The sequence below is a fragment of the Achromobacter sp. 2789STDY5608615 genome, from assembly GCF_001298995.1.
Classification (GTDB): Bacteria; Pseudomonadota; Gammaproteobacteria; order Burkholderiales; family Burkholderiaceae_B; genus Achromobacter; species Achromobacter insuavis.
Genome location: NZ_CYTY01000006.1, coordinates 100,166 through 120,699 on the forward strand (window position 1 = coordinate 100,166; position 20,534 = coordinate 120,699).

17 protein-coding genes and 1 pseudogene are annotated in these 20,534 nt (G+C 70.7%); 7 read left to right on the plus strand and 11 right to left on the minus strand.

All coding sequences use genetic code 11. The annotated features are described in order from the left end of the window. Positions 1–7 precede the first annotated feature (7 nt). Positions 8–1,321 (plus strand): MFS transporter, encoded by a 1,314-nt coding sequence (locus AOZ49_RS07155; RefSeq protein ID WP_054474731.1) that lies wholly within the window; start codon positions 8–10, stop codon positions 1,319–1,321. 37 nt (positions 1,322–1,358) lie between these two features. Here the strand turns inward: AOZ49_RS07155 and AOZ49_RS07160 are convergent, their stop codons facing one another. Continuing rightward, entirely contained in the window at positions 1,359–2,243 is an 885-nt protein-coding gene (locus AOZ49_RS07160; RefSeq protein WP_054432294.1) for a LysR substrate-binding domain-containing protein, read from the minus strand. Between the two features lie 114 nt (positions 2,244–2,357). Between AOZ49_RS07160 and AOZ49_RS07165 the strand changes: the two genes are divergently transcribed. Further along, a complete protein-coding gene (locus tag AOZ49_RS07165) occupies positions 2,358–3,020 on the plus strand; it encodes a flavodoxin family protein (RefSeq protein ID WP_054474732.1) in 663 nt (220 codons plus the stop codon). Here the strand turns inward: AOZ49_RS07165 and AOZ49_RS07170 are convergent. From AOZ49_RS07170 to hmpA, 7 genes are all read right to left on the minus strand, one after another. Continuing rightward, positions 2,929–3,867 carry an alpha/beta hydrolase family protein gene (locus AOZ49_RS07170; protein ID WP_054474733.1) on the minus strand — a complete coding sequence of 313 codons (939 nt, stop codon included), beginning with the start codon at positions 3,865–3,867 and terminating at the stop codon, positions 2,929–2,931. The two genes, AOZ49_RS07165 and AOZ49_RS07170, sit on opposite strands and share 92 nt — an antisense overlap. 122 nt (positions 3,868–3,989) lie before the next feature. Further along, entirely contained in the window at positions 3,990–4,799 is an 810-nt protein-coding gene (locus AOZ49_RS07175) for a helix-turn-helix transcriptional regulator (RefSeq protein ID WP_054460926.1), read from the minus strand. A gap of 63 nt (positions 4,800–4,862) precedes the next feature. Continuing rightward, positions 4,863–5,822: a proline dehydrogenase family protein gene (locus AOZ49_RS07180; RefSeq protein ID WP_054474734.1), complete on the minus strand. Its 960-nt coding sequence runs from the start codon at positions 5,820–5,822 to the stop codon at positions 4,863–4,865. A gap of 121 nt (positions 5,823–5,943) precedes the next feature. After that, a complete protein-coding gene (locus AOZ49_RS07185) occupies positions 5,944–6,858 on the minus strand; it encodes a DMT family transporter (protein ID WP_054474735.1) in 915 nt (304 codons plus the stop codon). A gap of 223 nt (positions 6,859–7,081) precedes the next feature. Beyond that, positions 7,082–8,329, minus strand: a complete 1,248-nt coding sequence (locus tag AOZ49_RS07190) for a D-amino acid dehydrogenase (RefSeq protein WP_054432300.1) — start codon at positions 8,327–8,329, stop codon at positions 7,082–7,084. A gap of 173 nt (positions 8,330–8,502) precedes the next feature. Continuing rightward, positions 8,503–8,940, minus strand: a complete 438-nt coding sequence (locus AOZ49_RS07195) for an Rrf2 family transcriptional regulator (protein ID WP_054432301.1) — start codon at positions 8,938–8,940, stop codon at positions 8,503–8,505. Between the two features lie 19 nt (positions 8,941–8,959). Further along, on the minus strand, positions 8,960–10,177 hold the full coding sequence (gene hmpA / locus AOZ49_RS07200) for an NO-inducible flavohemoprotein (RefSeq protein WP_054474736.1): 1,218 nt from the start codon (positions 10,175–10,177) through the stop codon (positions 8,960–8,962). 169 nt (positions 10,178–10,346) lie between these two features. Between hmpA and AOZ49_RS07205 the strand changes: the two genes are divergently transcribed. Beyond that, positions 10,347–10,808, plus strand: a complete 462-nt coding sequence (locus tag AOZ49_RS07205; RefSeq protein ID WP_054432303.1) for a GatB/YqeY domain-containing protein — start codon at positions 10,347–10,349, stop codon at positions 10,806–10,808. A gap of 2 nt (positions 10,809–10,810) precedes the next feature. Next, positions 10,811–11,947 (plus strand): hypothetical protein, encoded by a 1,137-nt coding sequence (locus tag AOZ49_RS07210; protein WP_054474737.1) that lies wholly within the window; start codon positions 10,811–10,813, stop codon positions 11,945–11,947. A 28-nt stretch (positions 11,948–11,975) separates the two neighbouring features. Here the strand turns inward: AOZ49_RS07210 and dinB are convergent, their stop codons facing one another. Then, the gene (dinB, locus tag AOZ49_RS07215; protein ID WP_054432305.1) at positions 11,976–13,058 is read right to left on the minus strand and encodes a DNA polymerase IV; all 1,083 of its coding nucleotides are present in this window, start codon (positions 13,056–13,058) and stop codon (positions 11,976–11,978) included. Positions 13,059–13,225: 167 nt separating this feature from the next. Here dinB and AOZ49_RS07220 point away from each other — a divergent pair, with 167 nt between their 5' ends. After that, on the plus strand, positions 13,226–13,651 hold the full coding sequence (locus AOZ49_RS07220; protein ID WP_054432306.1) for a PaaI family thioesterase: 426 nt from the start codon (positions 13,226–13,228) through the stop codon (positions 13,649–13,651). Between the two features lie 39 nt (positions 13,652–13,690). Here AOZ49_RS07220 and AOZ49_RS07225 read toward each other — a convergent pair whose 3' ends face one another. Continuing rightward, positions 13,691–14,146 carry a BPTD_2524 family lipoprotein gene (locus tag AOZ49_RS07225; RefSeq protein ID WP_054474738.1) on the minus strand — a complete coding sequence of 152 codons (456 nt, stop codon included), beginning with the start codon at positions 14,144–14,146 and terminating at the stop codon, positions 13,691–13,693. A 161-nt stretch (positions 14,147–14,307) separates the two neighbouring features. Between AOZ49_RS07225 and AOZ49_RS07230 the strand changes: the two genes are divergently transcribed. Next, positions 14,308–16,215 (plus strand): S9 family peptidase, encoded by a 1,908-nt coding sequence (locus AOZ49_RS07230; RefSeq protein WP_369815776.1) that lies wholly within the window; start codon positions 14,308–14,310, stop codon positions 16,213–16,215. Here AOZ49_RS07230 and AOZ49_RS07235 read toward each other — a convergent pair. Next, on the minus strand, positions 16,205–17,470 hold the full coding sequence (locus AOZ49_RS07235) for a sensor domain-containing diguanylate cyclase (protein WP_054474740.1): 1,266 nt from the start codon (positions 17,468–17,470) through the stop codon (positions 16,205–16,207). The genes AOZ49_RS07230 and AOZ49_RS07235 overlap by 11 nt on opposite strands. Before the next feature lie 627 nt (positions 17,471–18,097). On the opposite strand from AOZ49_RS07235, the pseudogene pgaA reads away from it, so the two are divergent. After that, positions 18,098–20,528: pseudogene (pgaA, locus tag AOZ49_RS07240) on the plus strand (poly-beta-1,6 N-acetyl-D-glucosamine export porin PgaA). Positions 20,529–20,534 lie beyond the last annotated feature (6 nt).

The window sequence follows — 20,534 nt, forward strand, 5'->3', positions numbered from 1 at the left end:
AACCGTCATGTCCCTGCCCGCCTCCGTGCTTTCCGCCCCAACCCCTGCCGCGCGCCCCACCCACCGCTGGAAGGTGCTGGCGGTGGGGGTGGCCGCCAACGTCGCGTTCTCCGCGGCGGCGGCCGGCCTGCCCGCCACCGCCGTCTTCCTGCGCGCCGACTACCGGCTGGACAACGACGCGCTGGGCCTGGCGCTCGGCGTGCTCGGCCTGGGCGTGGCGTTGTTCGAGCTGCCCTGGGGCCTGCTGGCCGACCGCTGGGGCGACCGGCCAGTGCTGTTGGCCGGCCTGGGCGCGACGGCGGCGGCGCTGGCCTGGATGAGCCTGTGCGCCGCGCCGGCCCACGGCGTCGCGCCCGCCTTGTGGCTGCTGGCGCTGGGCCTGCTGCTGGTGGGCGTGATGGGCGGCAGCGTCAACGGCGCCAGCGGCCGCGCGGTGATGGCGTGGTTCGACGAAGGCGAGCGCGGCCTGGCGATGAGCATCCGCCAGACCGCCGTGCCGCTGGGCGGCGGTCTGGGCGCGCTGGTGCTGCCGTGGCTGGCGTCGCGGGCCGGCTTCGGCGCGGTGTTCGGCCTGCTGGCCGGCCTGTGCGCGGGCGCCGCGCTGCTGGCGCTGGGGTGGCTGCGCGAGCCGGATCGGGCGCGCCGCGTTGCGGCGACCGGCGCCGGCGGCAACGCCCGGACGGCCTCCTCGCTATCCGCAGGCCACAAGCCGGCCGCCACCCCGCCATCCAGCCCCCTGCGCGACGCCAGGGTGTGGCGCGCGGCGGTGGCGATCGGCCTGCTGTGCTGCCCGCAATTCGCGGTGCTGACGTTCGCCACGGTATTCCTGCACGACTTCAGCGGCGCCGGCATCGCCACGCTGACCGCCGTGATGGTGGCGGTGCAACTGGGCGCCATGGTCGCGCGCATCGCCAGCGGCCGCTGGACCGACCGCCACGGCAACCGCCGCGCCTACCTGCGCGGCTGCGTGTGGCTGGGCTGCCTGCTATTCGTGGCGCTGGCGGCCGCCGCCTGGGTCCAGGGCGCGGCGCCCGGCCACCGCGCGGCGCTGCTGGCCGTGCCCGTGCTGCTGGCGGCCGCCGGCATCTGCGCCTCGGCCTGGCACGGCGTGGCCTACACCGAACTGGCCACGCTGGCCGGCGCCGCCCGCGCCGGCACCGCGCTGGGGCTGGCCAACACCTGCGTCTACCTGGGATTGTTCCTGACGCCGCTGGCGCTGCCGCGGCTGGTGGCGGCCACGTCCTGGCCGCTGGCCTGGCTGGCCGCCGGCGGCGCCATGCTGGCGGTCTTGCCGCTGCTGCCACGGCCAGCGCGGCCGTGAATGCACGTCAACCGAGACGCATCGACCGACGCCACCACTAGCCCTTGAACTCCTGCCGCAGCCACGCCAGGAATGCCTTGACCGGCGGATGGCGTTCGCGGCCCGGCGCGCACAGCGCGGTGTAGGCGGCGCCCGCCACGCTCACCTCCGGCCGCAGCGGCACCAGCGTGCCCGCCGCGACGCTGTCGGACACCATCACCGAACTGGCCAGCACCAGTCCCTGCCCGGCGATCGCGGCCTGCAGCGCGTAGTGTTCCTCGGCATACGCGTGCACCGCCGCCGGCTTGCGCCAGCCGGGCAGGCCCGCCGCTTCGCACCACTGCCGCCAGCCCTCGTCATACAGCGCCGAATCGCGCCAGCGCACCGTCACCAGCGCGGGCTTGGCGCGGCGCGCCTGCGCCACCAAGGCCGGCGCGCCGTAGACCCCGAACCGTTCCTGCAACGCGCAGGCCGCGTGCAGCGCCGGATAGCGCCGGCTGCTGTAGCGGATCGCCACGTCCACGCTGGCGTCCTGCAGCAGGTCGATGGTCTCGGCCTGCGACTGCAGGCGCAACTGGTATTGCGGATAGGCCTGGTAGAAACGGCCCAGCCGCGGCACCAGCCACAGCGCCGCGAACGAATGGGTGGTGGACAGCGTCAGGGCGCCCGCCGCGCTGGCCGGCCGCAGCGCATCCAGCGTCTGCGCGATGTCGAGCAAGGCGCCATGCGCGCTGGCGAACAGGCGCGCGCCGCCATCGGTCAGGCGCACGCCCTGCGGCACGCGGTCGAACAGCGCCACGCCGGCGTGGCGCTCCAGCGCCTTGATCTGGTGCGACACGGCGGTCGGCGTCACCGACAGCTCGGCCGCGGCCGCCTTGAAACTGCGCAGCCGCGCGGCGGCCTCGAACGCGCGCAGCGCGGTAACCGGCAGGGAGGCGAACACAGCGGCCCCTTATAGATGAATTCATTTCATCTTAGCCAAGAAATGCTCGTTTGTCGCTGCGGGAGGATATCCGTAAATTTGCCTGGCAATCTCTTCCAAACGAGGCAATCAAACATGAATTCAGATCATCAACATAAACGCCTGCTGATCCTGGCGGGCAGCCCCCGCCGCGACGGCAACAGCGCCGCCCTGGGCGCCGCCGCCCTGCGTGGCGCCCAGGCGGCCGGCAGCGCGGCCGCGCTGCTGTTCCTGGACGACTACATCAAGGGCTTCCTGCCCGACCTGCGCCATGCGTCGGCGCCGGACGACCGCTATGGCGAGCTGTTCCTGGAACACTTCCTGCCGGCCGACGGCGTGCTGTTCTGCACCCCGCTCTACTGGTATGGCATGTCGGCGCAGACCAAGGCCTTCTTCGATCGCTCGTTCACCCACTACGCCGGCGCCGGCCCCGAGCCCGAGGCCGTCAAGGCGCGCATGGCCGGCAAGCGCCTGGGCCTGGCCGTGGCTTCGGAGGAAACCTATCCCGGCGCCGTGCTCGGCGTGGTGCACCAGGTGCAGGAATTCGCCCGCTACACGCATGCCGACTTCGTCGGCTACGTGCACGGCTCGGGCAACAGCCGCGGCGAGGTCTCGCTGGACCCGCGCCGTCCGCTGGCGGCGGCCGAGGCGCTCGGGGCGGAATTCTTCACGCGGAAATACTCGGACTATCGGCTAGAGACGCCACGCAGTCACAACGTATGGGCGTCGCCCCCGCCAGGCGACGCTCGCCGCGACTGAGCCAGCCCAGCGCGATCGGCCACAGCGTGTCGCGAAAACGCTCGTGAAAGAAGGCGAAGTGGCCGATCGCCTCCAGCCCCAGCGATGCCGGCGCCAACCGCAGATGGGTGCGGGCGCTGCCGGTGAAATACGCCAGCAGCCGGCCGACGGCGGCCTCGGTGCCGAATTCGTCGTCGGTGACGCTGAGCGCCAGGATCGGCGCGGTCACCGCCGCCATCGCGGCCACCCGATGGTCCGCCCCGCCGCGCCCCTCGAACCGCGGCCCCATCAGGCTCCAGTCGCGCACCACGCCGCGCGGCGTGTCCTCCAGCCAGCCCAGCCGGCGTCCCGGAAAATAACCGAGACAGACCGCCAGCAGCGGCATCACCACATGCCACTTGGCCAGCATGCGCAGGCGCTGCCCGGCGGCGTAGTCGCGCCAGTAGGCGTGCTGCGCGCCCATGGTGAAAATGCGCCGCAGCCGCCGCGCCGACGGCGCCAGGCCGGTGACGAAGCCGCCGATGCTGTGCGCCACCACGTCCACCGGCTGGCCGGGAAAATGCGCGTCGACATAGCCCAGCACCGCCTCGAAATCCTTCTCGCCCCAATCCATCCAGGACGCCTCGAAACCGCGCAGCGAGGCCGGCCGCGATTCGCCGATCCCGCGATAGTCGTAGGTCAGCACGTCGAAGCCGTGCTGGTGCAGGTAGCCCGCGAACCGGGCGTAATAGCGGCAGCGCACCGACGTCGCGGCGTTGATGACAACCACCGGACGCGGTCCGGCCGGATCCGGCTCGGGGTGGCGCCACACGTAGCCTCCCAGCGCCACGCCGTCGGCGGCGCGCAGCGTAATGCGTTGCGGGTCCATATTCACATTCCTAATGATCAATCAATAAGGCACGAAAACCTACTGTCTTGATCGATTAAACCCGCACGAAAGTGCTGATTCAAACGATTATTCGTCGCCCATTACATGATCTACAGGAATGTCTAATTGACCACTGAGCGCCCCGCCGAGCGGCGCAGCACCCCCGGCGGGCTGCCATAGACCTGCTTGAAAACCCGCGTCAGGTGCGCCTGGTCGGCAAAGCCGACGGCCAGCGCCGCCTCGGCCAGCGGCAGGCCGCCGCGCAGCAGCGCGCGGGCGCGCGCCACCCGCCAATTACGCAGCCACGCCAGCGGCGGCAGGCCGTAGCGCCGCGCGAAGCGCTTGACCAGCGTGCTGCGGTGACGGCCCTCGGCCCGGGCCAGCGCCTCCAGGTCGGGCGCGCACGCCGGATCGGCGCGCATGCGCTGCAGCAGCAACGCGCAGACGTCCGGCTCGCCGGCCGGCGCCGCCGCGGCCTGCCGCCCGTGCGCGGCCAACAGGCCGAACAAGGCCGCCGACAGGCGGGCGCTGCGGGCAGCGTCATCGATGGCGTCGGGCGCCAGCGCCGCCAGCCACGCGTTGCACAGACCGGCGTCGTGAATGACCGGCCCCGGCAGCGCCAGGCCGCCTTCGCGCAGCGCCCGGGCATGGTCCTCGAACCAGTCCGGCTCGATATACGCCATGCGATAGGCCAGCAAACCGGCCGACGTGCCGCCCGTGTGCACCTGGCCCGGCGCGATCACCACCAGGTCGCCCTCGCCCGCCTCGAACGGCCGGCCGTGCACGGTGAAGGCGCAACGCCCCCGGGCGATGGCGCCGATCGACCAGGCGTCGTGGAAGTGCGCCTCGTAGCGATAGGCGCGCAGGTCGGCGATCAGCACGTCGCCGGGCAGGCTCGCGCCGCAATGCCAGATGTGTTGGGAAACCGCCATGGGAAGATGCCTGGGCAGGACTGAGGGGACGCGGCCGCCAGCGCCGGCCGCCCTGGCGACAGGCTACCCGAAATAGCGCCCTTCCGTGTTCAGCGAGCGCGCCAGCAGCCAGGCGTTGCGCGGATGTTCGCCGATGCGGCGCGCGGCATAGGGCCACCAGTCCTGGCCGAACGGCAGATAGACCCGGACCGTGTAGCCCAGCCGGCGCAGCGCCAGCTGCCAATCCGGCCGCACGCCGTAGAGCATCTCAAACTCGAACGCCTCCGGCGCCCAGCCGCGCTCGCGCGCCAGCGCCATGATGGCGCCCGCGAGCCGGTCGTCGTGAGTGCCGAAGACCGGCAGGAAGCCGGCCTCGCGCGCCGCCGGCGACAGCATGTTGGCGGCGGCATCCAGGTAGGCCTGGTCGATGCGGGCGCGGCCGGCATGGTCCAGCGCGCGTTCGGGAAACGCGCCCTTGACCAGCCGCAGCGAGGTGCGCCGACCGATCGTCCAGGCCAGGTCGGCCGGCGTGCCAAGACGCCGCGCCTGCAGCGTCAATCCGGCGGGCAGGCCCGCTTGCAACAGCTCGCGATGCAAGGCGCAGGTGCGCTCGCGCAGGCCCGAGTCCTCCATGTCCAGCACCACCCAGTCGCGGCCGCCCACCGACGCCTCGCGCGCCGCGGCGGCGATGCGCCGCGCATTGCCGCGCCCGAGCTCGTCGCCGCGCATGTAGCCGATGGCGGTGGGGTCGATGGACACGTGCACGTCCAGCCCGGCCTGGCCCAGCGCGGCGCAGGCCTGCATGGCCTGCCGCGTGTTGTGCTCGATGGCATCGGCGTCGGCCACGTACTCGCCCAGGTAGAACAGGGATGCGCGGATGCCGTGCGCCTCGCGCAGCCGGACGGCGGTGCGCACCGCCTGCGCGACGTCGGCGCCGCCGACGAAGCGCCGCGCCAGCGAGGTGCGCGCGGCCAGTGCGCGCATGGCGCGCCCCACGCCCGGGCTGCGGGCCAGCGCGATGGCGGATTTCTGGAAAAGGCTCATGGACGCTCCGGTCAAAGCGCCTCACTATGCGGCGGCGACCGGCCCGCGTCTTGAACGGGAGTGAATCCGGCGGACGCTTGTCCGCTGGCCGGGACGGACGCGGGCGCCGGGCCCGCGTCCCTCAGGCTTTGCCGGCGGCCAACGCGGCCGCCCGGCCACGGCCGAACAGCGGCCGCTGCACCGTCTGCGCCAGCAGCACGCCCAGCAGCGTCACGGCGCCGCCCAGCAGGTGGTACGAACGCAGTTGCTCGCGCAGCAGCACGAACGCGGCCAGCGCGGTGAACGGCGGCAGCAGGTTGATGAAGATGCTGCAGCGGTTGGGCCCCAGGCGGTGCACGCCTTCGATCCACAGGAACGACAGCAGCACCGACGAGAAAATGCCCGCGTACAGGATCAGCGGAATGGTCTTGGCGTCCAGCGCCGCCTGCGCGGCCGGCACCTGCAGGTACAGCGGCAGCATGTAGAGCAGCGCGAAGATCGACTGCACGAAGGTCGACTGCCAGGCCGGCAGCGGCACCTTCCAGTGGCGCAGCAGCACGCCGTACAGCGCGTACGAGAAGGCCGCCAGCAGCATCAGCCCGTCGCCGACGTGGATGCCGTGCTGGAACACACTCAGCATCTCGCCCTGCCCCACCAGGTACAGCAGGCCCAGGAACGACAGCGCCCCGCCCGCCGCCATGCCCAGCGTCAGCGGGTCGCGCAGGATGACCACGCTCAGCAGCATGCTGAGCAGCGGGATCAGCGCGGTCAGGATGGCCATGTTGGTGGCGGTGGTGGTTTCGGCGGCGCGGTACGACAGCGCCTGGAACAGCGCCGACGACAGCGCGCCGTACAGCGCCAGCTTGGGCCAGTGGCGCAGGATCACCTTGCGGTTGCGCCAGGCCGGCACGGCCGTGAACAGGCCCATGATCGCCAGCGCCAGGATCAGCCGGTAGAAGGTGATGGCGGTGGGCGAGATGGCGCTGGCCGCCATCTTGGACACGATGACATTGCCCGCCCAGAACAGGATGGCGAACAATGGGAACAGGTAGGACATGATGGGATCACTCGCAGAATGGGAATCGGCTCTCCGCCGCGGCGCGCGGCGGCGCGCAGGTGGCGGATGACCGGTATCCTATTGAGCGTGCGAGCGCCCGTCTGCCGATGAATAGGCAGGGACTATCTCGAAATGGACATTCCCGATGCCGGCATGCCCCGGGTCGGCTTGTATGGGGAGTGGAGGCCTGGAACGCCAAGGCCCGCGAAGTTTCGCCCCGGCCTCACGGCCGAAACGGCAGCGGATCCAGCGGCGTCTCCAGCCCCGCCATCTGCGCCGTCAACAGCGCGGCGCTGCCGCAGGCCAGGGTGAAGCCAAGCGCGCCCTGACCGATGTTCAGCCACAGGTTGTCGGCGGCGGAACTGCGCCCGATCAGCGGCTTGCCGGTGGGGGTGGCCGGACGCAGCCCGGCCCAGGGTATCGCCTGCGCCAGGTCCAGCGCCGGAAACGCCTCGCGCACCTGGCGCTTGAGCAGCGCGATGCGGGCCGGATCGATGTCGGCATTGGCGCTGCCGATGTCCACCATGGCCGCGATCCGCAGCACCCCGCCGACGCGCGCATAGACGATGCGGCGCTCGTAGTCGGTGACGCTGATGCGCGGCGCCACGGCGTCGTCGTCCGCCAGCGGCACGGTCAGGCTGTAGCCCTTGAGCGGATAGAGCGGCACGTCGTGGCCCAGCGGTTGCAGCAGCGCGCGCGTGCCGATGCCCGTGGCCAGCACCACCGCGTCGGCGCCGATGTCGCCGTCCTGGGTGTGCACGGCGACGATGCGGCGGCCTTCGCGCTGCAGGCCGGCGACCGGATTGGACATGGCGCACTGCACGTTGGGCAGCGCCTGCAGGCGCTCGAACAGCGCCTGCGTGAACTGGCGGCAATCGCCCGCTTCCTCGCTCGGGGTGTAGATGGCGCCGGCCAGGCTGGCGCCCATGCCAGCCAGCGCCGGCTCGCGCTGCAACGTCTGGGCGGCGTCCAGCACCTGCTGCTCGGCGCCATGGGCCGCCTGGTAGGCGACCAGCGCGCGCGCCTTGTCCAGCAGGGCCGCGCTGCGATAGGCGATCAGCTTGCCGTTGCGCAGGTGGCCGAATTCCAGGTTTTCCTGTTCCAGCAAGGCATGCATGGCGTCGCGGCTGAGGAAGGACAGCGCCTGCAGTTGCGCGGTGGACTCGCGCGCCACCGAGGCGCGGCAGGCCAGCGCGAACCGCAGGCACCAGCGCCACTGGTGCGGGTCCAGCCGCGGCCGGAAGCGCAGCGGCGAATCCTCGCGCAGCAGCCAGCCCGGCACGCTCGGCAGCACGCCCGGCCCGGCCAGCGGCGCGACATAGCTGTAGCTGAGCTGGCCGCCGTTGGCGTAGCTGGACACCTCGGCCGGATGGGCGTGGCTGTCGACCAGCACGACCTCATGGCCCTGGCGGGCCAGGAAATAAGCCGAGGTCACGCCCACGACCCCGGCGCCGATCACGCATACGCGCATAGCCTGCATCCCGATAAGAAAATGGCGACGGTCTTATTCTGAAGCGGGGGACGGATGACCGCAAATCACCAAAGCCCCAGCACCCATAACCCCGGCTCATGGACCGGACTCATGGACCGGCCTCGCGGCCAACGGCCACGCCCACGCCCACCGGCGCGCAGCCGGCGCGTCCTTCAGGCGGCGCGATGCAGCTTGATGATGGCGGCGGCGGTCGGATCGCGCACCAGGTCGGCCAAAGAATAGCCGTTGAGGGCGTCATAGAACGCCTGCAGGGTCTGCGCCAGCACGCCCGCCAGGCGGCAGGCGCCGTCCAGCGCACAGGGCGGCTCGCGGCAATCGATCAGCGGCCCTTGCTGTTCCAGTTCACGCACCAGATCGCCCAGCCGGTACTCGGCCGCCGGGCGCGCCAGCGCCAGGCCGCCGCCCTTGCCGCGCGTCGTGCTGACCCAGCCGCGCTGCGACATGAAGTGCACCACCTTGACCAGGTGGTTGCGCGACAGGTCGAAGCGCGTGGCGATCTCCGGAATGGTGACCGCCGCGGGCCGGTCGCGGCACTGCGTCAGGTACATCAGCACGCGCAGGCCGAAGTCGGTGAATCGGGTCAGTTGCATGGGCGCCAGGATACACCGGTCAGGCCGGCGCGCCGCCGCTGCCGAAGGCCTCGGCGTGGATGCGGTCGGGCGTCACGCCCAGTTCCAGCAGCGTTGCGCGCTGCGCCCGCATGAAACCGGACGGGCCGCACAGGTAGTAGTCGGCGTCCGGCACGATGGCCTCGTCACGAATGGCGCGCAGGTCGACCCGGCCATGGTGGTCATAGTCGCGGCCCGCGCGGTCGGCGCCGCCGACTTCCTCGTAGAACACCGCCTTGCGCACGTTGCCGCGGCGCGCGGCGATGTCGTTGACGTGGTCCTTCATGGCGTGCGCCGCGGCATTGCGACAGCCGTGCACGAAGCGGATCTGGCGCGCATCGCCGGAGGCCACCAGGTGGTTCAGGATCGACACCATCGGCGTCAGCCCCACCCCGCCGCTCAGCAGCACCACCGGCGCCTCGCCGTCCTCGCGCAGGTGGAAGTCGCCCTGCGGCGGCGCCACGTCCAGCACGCCGCCTTCCTCCAGGCGGTCGTGCAGCGCGTTGGACACGCGCCCGGCCGGGCCATGCGCGCCGCCCGCTTCGCGCTTGACCGAGATCCGCAGGCGGTCCTGGCCCGGCGCGTCCGACAGGCTGTACTGGCGCGGCTGCATCAACCCCAGCTCCGGCACATAGACGCGCACCGAGACATATTGGCCGGGCCGGTAGGCCGGCACCGCGCCGCCATCGGCCGGCGCCAGGTAGAACGAGGTGATCTCGGCGCTTTCGGGCTGCTTGCCGACCACGCGGAAGGCGCGCCAACCGGTCCAGCCGCCCGGCTTGGCGGCCGAGTCGGCGTACAGCCGCGCCTCGGCGGCGATCAGCATGTCGGCCAGCTGGCCATAGGCGGCGGCCCAGGCGTCGACCAGTTCATCGGTGGCGGCCTCGCCCAGCACTTCGCGGATCGAGGCCAGCAGGTGCTTGCCGACGATGGCGTAGTGCTCGGGCCGGATGCCCAGGCTGACGTGCTTGTGGACGATGCGCGTCACCACCGGCGCCAGCACCGACGGGTCGTCGATGTGCTCGGCATAGGCCGCGACCGCGCCGGCCAGCGCCTGCTGCTGTTCGCCGCCCGCCTGGTGGCCCTGGTTGAAGACATGCTTGAGTTCCGGATTGTGCTGGAACATGCGGGCGTAGAAATGGCGGGTCAGGGCCTCGCCATGGGTTTTCAGGACGGGGGCCGTGGCTTTGACCAGGGCGCGGATCTGCGGGCTCAACATCGACTGCTCCTTGCGCGGCGGATGGCGCCGGGGCCATCCTTTTTAAAGATGCATTAATAATACATGTTTAAGCCGCCACGCACAAAATCCGCGCCCGCCGGGGCCATCCCACGGATGGCCGCCCCACGGTTACACTGCCCCTTCAACGCAACACCACAAAGGTTTAACCATGAGCACCGCTACGCTCAAGACCCGCCTCTCCGACGCCGTCAAGGACGCCATGCGCGCCAAGGCGACCGAGCGCCTCGCCACCCTGCGTTTCCTGCTGGCCGCCGTCAAGCAGAAGGAAGTCGACGAACGCCGCGACCTGACCGACGCCGAGATCACCGCCATCATCGAGAAGCAGGTCAAGCAGCGCCGCGAATCCATCGCCGCGTTCGAGCAGGCCGGCCGCACCGAGACCGCCGAGCAGGAAAAGGCCGAACTGGTCGTGCTGCAGGAATTCCTGCCGCAGGCCGCCACGCCCGAGGAAGTGGCCGCCGCCATCGACGCCGCGCTGGCCGAAGTGGCCGCCCAGGGCGTCACCGGCGCCCCCGCCATGGGCAAGGTCATGGCGCTGCTCAAGCAGTCGCTGGCCGGCCGCGCCGACATGACCGCGCTGTCGCAGCAGGTCAAGGGCCGGCTCGCCTGAGCATGGCCGACGCCGCCGCCCTGGACGCCATGGCCCCGCCGCTGCGCGCGGCGATCGGCGACTGCGTGGCGGCGATCAACCTGGCGCGGCAGCATTTCGAGTCGCGCTATGACGCCACCCTGCCCGATCCGCTGCAGTCCGACCCCGCGGCCCTGCGCCGCCTGTCGGAGGCCATCGCCCCCGTGATCGAGCGCCTGGCCGCCGAGCCGGACAACGGCCACGGCTGGGGCGCGGGCGGCGGTTCGCCGCTCGGCTACCGCGAGGCGCGCCCGGTGACGCTGGGCCTGTGGCGCGGCAGCCATGGCCGTCCCGGCGACGCGGACGGCACGCTCGACTACACCCGCTGCCTGTATCTGCTGTTCCAGGCCGCGCGCCTGCCGCCCGCCGCCATGGCGCAGGCCATCGCGCCGCTGCGCGACGACATCGTCTTCAACCACGTCGCCCTGCACATCATCGAGGACGCGCTGGCCCAGGCCCTGCGCGACGGCGCCAGCCAGGCGGCGCGCGCCGCCGCGGCCGAACCCTACATCCAGCTGCTGCGCGTCACCCACATCTTCCGCGAGGAAGACAACCGCTACCAGGGCTACCACATCCTGCTGCGCGACGCGGCCGACCAGGGCGACGCCGCCGCCGCGCTCAAGCTGCTGCCCCAATGCAACACGCGCAGCGAACGCCACGAGATCGACACGATCAAGAGCCGGCTGGTGGCCGCCGTCAGCGCTCGCGACGGCCTGCAGGCGGCCCTCGACCTGTGCGACAACAAGCGCATCGGCGCCGCCTGCCGCGAATACGCGCTGCAACCGGTCATCGACGCCGGCGCCTACGACGCGCTGCGGGCCGCGCTGGCGCAACACCCCGACCTGGCCACGGCCGACAGCGGCGACGGCCTGGGCTTGCTGGTGCCCGCCTTCTGCGTCCGTGAAAAAGCCGCCGGCGCCACGCGCGATGTCCAGGAATTCGATGCCCTGTTCGCGCGTGTCGACGCCATGGATCCCAAGCTCAAGCACGGCGACGCGCGGCTGCGCGACTGGCTGCTGCTGGAACTGGGCCTGGCTTCGCGCGGCGACCCGGCCTACCTCGGGCGCTGCCGCAAGGCCATCAAGAACGCCTCCATCAAGCGCGAACTCGACGGCGCCTGAACCGGCGTCCGTCCCGCTCCCCTCAGCCTCAGAACGCGCCGCCGAACAGATCCGGCTGGCGCGTCTGTTCCTGCGGATCGGCGAAATTGCTCATGCCCACGCCGGCCAGCCGGTACAGCGTCTGCGCCGGCAGGTCGACGCGCTCGCACAGCAGCCGCGCCAGCGCCGCCAGCTCGGCGGCCGAGGCCGGCGGATGCGGGCTGGTCTGGCTGCGCGTCAGGATGCGGAAACGGTCGGTCTTGAGCTTGAGCACCACCGTGCGGCCAAGGGCGCCCTTCTTCAGGGCCTGGCTCCAGACCTTCTCGGCCATGCGGTCGATGGCCTCGCCAACCGCGTCCAGCCGCACGTCTTCGGAAAACGTGGTCTCGGCCGACACCTGCTGCAGCGGCTGGTCGGTCTGCACCTCGCGCTCGTCGATGCCGCGCGCCAGCTCGTACAGGCGGCGGCCGTAGCGGCCGAAATAGTGCTCCAGTTCCTGCACGCCATGGGTGGCCAGGTCGCCCACGGTCTGGATGCCCAGCTGTTCCAGGCGCGCCTGCGTCACCTTGCCCACGCCCGGCACCTTGCGCACCGGCAGCGGCTGCAGGAATTCCAGCACCTTGGACGGACGGATCACGAACTGGCCGTCCGGCTTGTTCCAGTCGGACGCGATCTTGGCCAGGAACTTGTTGGGCGCGATCCCGGCGGACGCGGTCAGGCCGGTCTCGGCGCGGATCTGCTGGCGGATCACCTGCGCCACCTCGGTGGCCGACGGCAGCCCCAGCTTGTTGACGGTGACGTCCAGGTAGGCCTCGTCCAGCGACAGCGGCTCGATCAGGTCGGTATGGCGGGCGAAGATCTGGCGGATCTGGCGCGACACCTCGCGGTAGCGGTTGAAGTCGGGCGGCACGTAGACCGCCTGCGGACAGAGCCGCTGCGCGCGCACCGCCGACATGGCCGAATGCACGCCGAAGCGGCGCGCCTCGTAGGACGCCGCGCACACCACCGAGCGCGGCCCGGTCCACGCCACCACCACCGGCTGGCCGCGCAGCTCGGGGTTGTCGCGCTGCTCCACGGAGGCGTAGAACGCATCCATGTCGATGTGTACGATCTTGCGGCTGACGTCGCTCATGTTGGTGAAAAACGGATCGGCGACCGCATGGCGCCGGGGCGGGCGCGAAAAGTACGGTCACCGGAAAAAACGGCCACGGCCGCCGAATCCGCTCGGGCCGGCGGCGTAAAAGTGGATATTATGACCGCCAAATTCCCGTCGTTCCCTTTCCCCGCATAGCCACTTCCATGACTGTCTCCGCAACCCCCGCTCCGGGCGAGTATTTCGGCCTGGCGATTCCCTTCATGCGCTTTCTGGGCCTGGTGCCCGAGCAGATCGGGCCGGCCTACGCCCGCACCTCGCTGCCGTGGCGCCAGGACCTGACCAACAGCCGCGGCGACGTGCACGGCGGCACCCTGATGAGCGTGCTGGACTTCACCCTGAGCGCCGCGGCGCGCGGCTCGGCCGAAGCCACCGAGGGCATGGCCACCATCGACATGAACACCACCTTCCTGTCGCCGGGCACCGGCGACCTGGTGATCGAGGCGCGCTGCCTGCGCCGGGGCGGCTCCATCGCCTTCTGTGAAGGCGACATCCGCCGCGCCGACGGCGAACTGGTGGCCCGCGCCACCGCCACGTTCAAGATCATCCGCCGCCGCCCGGGCGGCGACTGAACGGCGCCGCGCGCCCCGGCAAACGGGGCGCGAACAGGCCTATTTCTTGAAATCGCGCGACGGCGGCACCGTCGGCCGCGGATCCAGCGGCATGTAGCTGGCGCACGAGCTCATGCCGTAATAGATCGCGTCCTGCATGGCGCGCATCGCCGCCGCGTCCCAGGTGCCCTTGCCCCACATCACGATGCGGGTTTCGGTGGTCTTGGGACCGGCCGCCTTCAGGTCGACCCGGGTCATTTCGTTGTCGGTGTACGGGGCCAGCACCCGCACCACGGCGGACTGGGCGCCCTCGTCCAGGCTCGACACCACGCGATAGGCGTTGTCGGTGCTGCGCAGGCACGCGTTGGCCTGGCGCACCGTGGTGGCATAGGCGTCCTTGAAGGCAACGGGCGCCTTGAACTCGCTGTGCGGCGACGAGCCGTCCTGCGAAATGCCCAGCGAGCAGCCCGCCAGGCCCAAGGCCAGCGCCGACGCCGCGACCAGATTCCGAACCATGTATTTCTCCAGATTGATAGCCGCGATTATCCCGCAAACGGGACACCGGCATAAGTGGCCCGACCGGTTCGACACCCCGGCCGCGGCTATGGCATTATCGACGAGTCCGGCGGCGCATGGCGGCCGGGTGGAACCGTCGGAGGTATGCCTTGCTCTCATTCATGAAACACACCCTTATGGCCGCCGGTATCGTCGGCGCCTCGCTGGGCGCCAGCGCCGCGGCGCAGCCGCCCCGGGCCTACCCCCTGAAGGATTTCTTCCGCAATCCGGAACGCGGTTTCTTCCGTCTGGCCGACGACGGCAAGACCCTGGGCTTCATGCAGCCCACCAGCGTCGACGGCAAGCCGCCGCGCATGAACATCTACGTCCAGTCCCTGGAAGGCAGCAAGCCCGTGGGCGAGCCGCGCAAGCTGACCAGCGAATCGGCCCGTGACATCAGCAATTTCTTCTGGAAAGGCCCCGACGTGGTGCTCTACCAGAAGGACTTCGGCGGCGACGAGAATTTCCACGTCCTGGCGGTGGACGCCAAGACCGGCAAGGTCACCGACCTGACCCCGTATGAAGGCGTGCGCGCCAGCATCGAGGACGACCTCGAGGACGATCCCGACCACATCCTCATCAGCCACAACCAGCGCGATCCGCAGGTGTTCGACGTCTACCGCGTCAACGTGCACACCGGCGCCGGCGTGCTGGTGGCGCAGAACCCCGGCAACATTGTCGGCTGGCAGACCGACCACGCCGGCAAGGTGCGCGCCGCCGTCACCAGCGACGGCCTGAACACCACCCTGCTCTACCGCGACAACGAAGCCTCGGCATTCCGTCCGCTGTTCACCACCGACTACCGCACCAGCGTCAGCCCGGCCTTCTTCACCTTCGACGACAAGAAGTTCTACGCCCTGTCCAACCGCGGCCGCGACAAGCTCGCGCTGGTGGTCATCGATCCGGCCAGCCCCGACAAGGAAGACGAGATCTTCACCCCGGACACGGTCGACCTGGACGCCGCCGGCTTCTCGCGCAAGCGCCGCGTGCTGACGGTCGCCTCGTACCAGACCGACAAGCCGCAATACAAGTTCTTCGACGCCGAGACCGAAACGCTGTTCAAGAAACTGTCAGCCCAGCTCGAGGGCTACCAGTTCATGATCCAGGGCGGCAACCGCGACGAGGACAAGTTCATCGTCGCCGCCTACAACGACCGCACGCCGGGCTCGCGCTACATCTACGACGCCCGCGCCGACACCCTCAGCAAGCTGGCCGACATCAACCCGGCCATCCCCGAGGCCGACATGTCGCGGGTGCAGCCCATCAGCTACCAGAGCCGCGACGGCCTCACCATCCACGGCTACCTGACGCTGCCGGCCGGGCGCGATCCGAAGAACCTGGCGTGCATCGTCAACCCGCACGGCGGCCCGTGGGCGCGCGACGGCTGGGGCTACAACCCCGAGGTGCAGTTCCTGGCCAACCGCGGCTTCTGCGTGCTGCAGATGAACTTCCGCGGCTCCACCGGCTATGGCCGCGCCTTCTGGGAAGCCAGCTTCGGCGAATGGGGCCTGAAGATGCAGGACGACATCACCGACGGCGTCCAATGGCTGGTCAAGCAGGGCATCGCCGATCCCAAGCGCATCGGCATCTATGGCGCCAGCTACGGCGGCTACGCCACGCTGGCCGGCGTGACCTTCACGCCCGACCTGTACGCGGCCGCGGTCGACTACGTCGGCGTGTCCAACCTGTTCACGTTCATGAAGTCGATTCCGCCCTACTGGAAGCCGATGCTGGACAAGATGCAGGACATGGTCGGCGACCCGGTGCGCGACAAGGACCGCCTGGCCGCTACCTCGCCGGCGCTGCACGCCGACAAGATCAAGACGCCGCTCTTCGTCGCCCAGGGCGCCAAGGACCCGCGCGTCAACAAGGACGAGAGCGACCAGATGGTCAAGGCGCTCAAGGCGCGCGGCGTCGAAGTGGAATACATGGTCAAGGACAACGAAGGCCACGGCTTCCACAACGACGAAAACAAGTTCGAGTTCTACGCGGCGATGGAGAAGTTCTTCACCGAGCACCTCAAGCCGTAAGGTTGGAGGCCTCGGCGGCCAGCGCGCCGCCTTCCTGGGTGGCGCTGTCCCGCGCAGCGCTTTCCCCTCCCTGCTCCCGGGCCGCCTGCTGGCGGCCCGTCATGCGTCCGCTCCAGGCCATCTCGACGCGGTCGCGCCCCAGCTCCTTGGCCTTGTACAGCGCCAGGTCGGCGCGGGCCAGGATGCCATCGGCGGTGTCTCCCGGCTGGAATGTCGCCACGCCGCCGCTGACGGTCATGCGCAGCGCCTGTCCCTGCAGGTACAGCGGCGAATCGCGCAGGGCATCGCAGACGCGTTGCGCCTGCACCAGCGCACAGGCGGCGTCGCAGCCGTACATCAGCAGCACGAACTCCTCGCCGCCCAGGCGGCCGAAACGGTCGCTGGCGCGCACGGCCTTGGGCACCGCCTGCGCGAAATGCCGCAGGGCGGCGTCGCCGGTCGCATGGCCATGGCGGTCGTTGATCGACTTGAAGTGGTCGATGTCCAGCACCAGCACCGCCAGCCGGCCATCGCCGCGCTCGCAGCGCAGCAGTTCATGCTCCAGCTCGTCGAGAATGCTGCGGCGGGAATAGGCGCCCGTCAGGCTGTCGAAGGTCAGCGCCGCCTGCATCCGCTCCGACAGCACGGTCTGGATCAGCAACAGCAAGGCCAGGAACAGCGCCGGCACCGTCACCGATCCACAGACGATGAAGAACAGGCCCCAGGGCGCCGGATCCAGCAGCGACGACACCGGCACCCAGCCGCTGCCATACACCACCACGCGCAGGGCGTGCAGCAACGCCAGGCCGGCTATCGCCAGCAGCACGTACAGCACCACCCCGGGGGTCTGGATGCGCTGGCGCTGGCGGTACACCACGCCGCCGGTGGCGATCATCAGCACACAGGTGAAGGTGGAAAACACCACCAGGCGGCCGACCAGGTTGTCCTGGCGGTACAGCATCGCCGCCATCGCCACGATACAGAGCGCCGCCGCCAGGCCCGCGCGCACGGCCAGCGGCCGCAGGCCGAAGAACTGCCGCACGCCCACGTACACCAGGCTCACCGACGCCAGCCAGGCGGCGTTGGACACCATCACATAGGCGCCGGGCGGCATGATGTCGGCCGACGCATACGCCAGCAGCGACAGCACCGCCAGGCCGTTGGCGATCGTGAACGCCCGCACGCCGCCGACGCCGCGCGCCTGCAGCGGCAGCAGCAAGGGCAGCGCCAGGGCCGTCGCCAGCCCCCACACCAGGAAAAATAAAGAAGTCGTCATGTTGTTTGCCGGCTCGCGCCTTCATGGGCGGTCGCCGTCGCTAGGATGTTGCACCGGATGCAGGGTCGGGGACACGTTACAGACCTGCACTTTTGACGTTTTTTGTTACCTGCATGGCGAGCCATGCGAACCTTTTCCGTCGCGCGCACAACGTTCCGTACCAGGTTTGCCCCAATACCGGCATACCGCCACGACGGTTGCGCGGTATGCACAGAGAATACGTCAAGCTTCGTAACAACGGCCCACCCTTTGCACTAATTGACAGTTGGATTGGCCGAAAACCCATAAAGTTCGGCCTGTTGACGGCGCCGCCAGAAGCGCCGCAACCACGCCCCACGGGCGTGGCGCGTACTAGCCATGCACTCCCTTGCGCGAGTGCGAAGGTCCCCGCAGCGGGCGCCGCGCAGTCACTACCCAACGCTCATCCATCCGCCGCCGGCGCCCCCTCGCGTCCGCGCCGCGCCTTCGGCAACGCGACCCGCGCGTCCGGCCGGCGGAGCCCTGAGCGCCCTCGTCGCAACTGCGGAAGTACTACGGATGCTGAAAGGAACAATGCCCCCCGGGGGCCAGGCGGGCCCCGACCTGGCCCCCGCCACGCAGGCAGGCCCGCGACCGCGCGCCGCCGCCATGGCGCTGCGCGCCTTCACGGCCGGCGCGCTGCTGGCTCCCGCCCTGGCGCTGGCCGCCCCCGACGCCGACTATGACGCGCTGATCGCGCGCGCCCGCGCCGGCGACTACGAACCGGCGCTGGCCATGCTGCGCCAGGGCGCGGGCGCCGGACGTCAGGCGGTCTACGACCACATCGTCATCGCCGGCTGGGCCGGCCGACCCGCCGAGGCGGTCGCCGCCTACGAATCCCTGCCCCCCGGCCGCCGCCGTGCCCGCCGACATCCAGCTGGCGGCGGCGCGCGCCTATCGCGACCTGCGCCGCTGGCCCGAGGCCCTGACGGCCTACCGCGCCGGCCTGCGTCGCCATCCCGGCCAGACCGCTTTCGCCGCCGGCGAGATCATGACCCTGGCCGACGCCGGCCAGACCGAGGCCGCGCTCGCCGCCGGCCAGGCCTGGGTCAAGCGCGCGCCGCGCGACGCCGACGCGCGCCTGGCGCTGGGCTACGTCCACGCGCGGCTGCGCCAGCCCTACGAGGCCCTGCACCAGGCCGACCAGGCGCTGGCGATCGCGCCCGGCACGCCCTACGTGCTGCGCGAATACATCGACGCCCTCAGCCGCGCCCGCCTGGCGCAGCCGGCGCTGGACCTGGCCCGCCAGCATCCCGACCTGTTCGACGCCGCCCAGCTGCGCCGGCTGGAGGGCGACGCGCTGGCCCAGCAGGTCCGGCTGGCCGCCATGCCGACGCGCGCCGAGGCCGAGCGCTTCGCCATCGCCGACCGCGCGCTGGCGCGCTACGACGCGTTGATCCCCGCCTGGGAAGCCCTGGGCGAGCCGGCGCGCCAGGACGTGCTGCGCGCCCGCATCGACCGCCTGCACGCGCTGCATGCGCGGGTCCGCATGGCCGACCTGGTGCGCGAATACGAGGCCCTGCGCGCCCAGGACGTGGCGGTGCCGCGCTATGCGCTGAACGACGTCACCTCGGCCTACCTGTACCTGCGCCAGCCGGAAAAGGCCCGCGACCTCTACCGCCAGGTCGGCGCCGACGGCGCCAACCGCGACGACGATGCCGAAGACCGCCTCAGCACCGAGACCGGCCTGTACTACGCGCTGGCCGAAGCCGAGGAATTCGACCGCACCGACGCCGTCACCGACGCCATCGAATCGGGCTACGCGCCCTGGCTGTACTTCAAGGGCCAGGCCACCCGCAATCCCAACGACCTCAAGCTCGAAAGCGCCCAGACCGTGGCGGCCGCGCGCCAGCTGGCCGACGACACGGTCTCCGCCGAGCTGCGCCTGCGCGGCATGGTCGAGAACGCCCCCAACAACTCGACGCTGCGCGCCGACCTGGCCTCGCTGTATCGCCGCCGCGACCTGCCGCGCGCCTCGGAACGCGAACTGAAACTGGCCGAGACCCTGGCGCCGCGCGCGCTGTCGGTCGAGAACGGCCAGGGCTTCACCGCCATGGACCTGCAGGAGTGGCGCCAGGCCGAGGCGCTGTCCGCCGACACCCTGACGCGCGCGCCGGAGAACCTCACCAGCCGCCGCCTGGCGCGCGAATGGGAAGTCCACAACAAGGCCGAGCTGCGCATCAGCGGCTACCGCGGGCTGGCCTCGGACAGCCCGGTCAACGGCAACGGCAACTTCGGCATCGACGCGGTGCTGTATTCGCCGCCGATCGACTACAACTGGCGCGCCTTCGGCGGCGGCGGCTACGCCACCGGCGATTTCGAGGAAGGACGCGGCAACTACCGCTGGCTGCGCACCGGCGTCGAATGGCGCGGCCGCGACCTGACGGTCGAAGGCGAAGTCTCGACCCACAGCTACGGCCACGGCGTCAAACCCGGCCTGCGCCTGTCGGCCGCCTACGACATCGACGACCACTGGCAGGTGGGCGGCTCGGGCGAACTGCTGTCGCGCGAGACCCCGCTGCGGGCCTTGACCAACGACATCACCGCCAACCGCCTCACCGGCTTCGTGCGCTGGCGCGCCAACGAGCGGCGCGAATGGACCCTGTCGCTGTCGCCGTCGCGCTTTTCCGACGGCAACCAGCGCTGGGAACTGGGGCTGGACGGGCGCGAGCGCGTCTACACCGCCCCGCACCTGAAGGCCGACCTGACGCTGGACCTGTCGACCCAGCGCAACAGCCGCGACGATGCGCCCTACTACAACCCGCGCTCGGACCTGATGGCGCTGCCCGGCGTGCGCCTGACCCACACGCTGTACCGCCGCTACGAAACCGCCTGGGAACAGATCGGCACCGTCGGCGCCGGCAGCTACACCCAGCAGGGCTACGGCACCGGCGGCGTCATCGCCCTGGGCTATGGCCAGCGCTACCGCGCCAACGACGTCCTGGACATGGGCGCGATGGTCACCGGCATCAGCCGCCCGTACGACGGCCAGCGCGAGCGCGAACTGCGCATCGTGTTCGACCTTGCCTACCGCTTCTGAGACCGC

Excerpts from the sequence above, each read along its gene's own strand:
- AOZ49_RS07155 (WP_054474731.1), top strand. The coding sequence starts at position 8 with ATGTCCCTGCCCGCCTCCGTGCTTTCCGCCCCAACCCCTGCCGCGCGC.
- AOZ49_RS07165 (WP_054474732.1), top strand. The coding sequence starts at position 2,358 with ATGAATTCAGATCATCAACATAAACGCCTGCTGATCCTGGCGGGCAGC.
- AOZ49_RS07170 (WP_054474733.1), bottom strand. The coding sequence starts at position 3,867 with ATGGACCCGCAACGCATTACGCTGCGCGCCGCCGACGGCGTGGCGCTG.
- AOZ49_RS07175 (WP_054460926.1), bottom strand. The coding sequence starts at position 4,799 with ATGGCGGTTTCCCAACACATCTGGCATTGCGGCGCGAGCCTGCCCGGC.
- AOZ49_RS07180 (WP_054474734.1), bottom strand. The coding sequence starts at position 5,822 with ATGAGCCTTTTCCAGAAATCCGCCATCGCGCTGGCCCGCAGCCCGGGC.
- AOZ49_RS07185 (WP_054474735.1), bottom strand. The coding sequence starts at position 6,858 with ATGTCCTACCTGTTCCCATTGTTCGCCATCCTGTTCTGGGCGGGCAAT.
- AOZ49_RS07190 (WP_054432300.1), bottom strand. The coding sequence starts at position 8,329 with ATGCGCGTATGCGTGATCGGCGCCGGGGTCGTGGGCGTGACCTCGGCT.
- AOZ49_RS07195 (WP_054432301.1), bottom strand. The coding sequence starts at position 8,940 with ATGCAACTGACCCGATTCACCGACTTCGGCCTGCGCGTGCTGATGTAC.
- hmpA (WP_054474736.1), bottom strand. The coding sequence starts at position 10,177 with ATGTTGAGCCCGCAGATCCGCGCCCTGGTCAAAGCCACGGCCCCCGTC.
- AOZ49_RS07205 (WP_054432303.1), top strand. The coding sequence starts at position 10,347 with ATGAGCACCGCTACGCTCAAGACCCGCCTCTCCGACGCCGTCAAGGAC.
- AOZ49_RS07210 (WP_054474737.1), top strand. The coding sequence starts at position 10,811 with ATGGCCGACGCCGCCGCCCTGGACGCCATGGCCCCGCCGCTGCGCGCG.
- dinB (WP_054432305.1), bottom strand. The coding sequence starts at position 13,058 with ATGAGCGACGTCAGCCGCAAGATCGTACACATCGACATGGATGCGTTC.
- AOZ49_RS07220 (WP_054432306.1), top strand. The coding sequence starts at position 13,226 with ATGACTGTCTCCGCAACCCCCGCTCCGGGCGAGTATTTCGGCCTGGCG.
- AOZ49_RS07225 (WP_054474738.1), bottom strand. The coding sequence starts at position 14,146 with ATGGTTCGGAATCTGGTCGCGGCGTCGGCGCTGGCCTTGGGCCTGGCG.
- AOZ49_RS07230 (WP_369815776.1), top strand. The coding sequence starts at position 14,308 with ATGAAACACACCCTTATGGCCGCCGGTATCGTCGGCGCCTCGCTGGGC.
- AOZ49_RS07235 (WP_054474740.1), bottom strand. The coding sequence starts at position 17,470 with ATGACGACTTCTTTATTTTTCCTGGTGTGGGGGCTGGCGACGGCCCTG.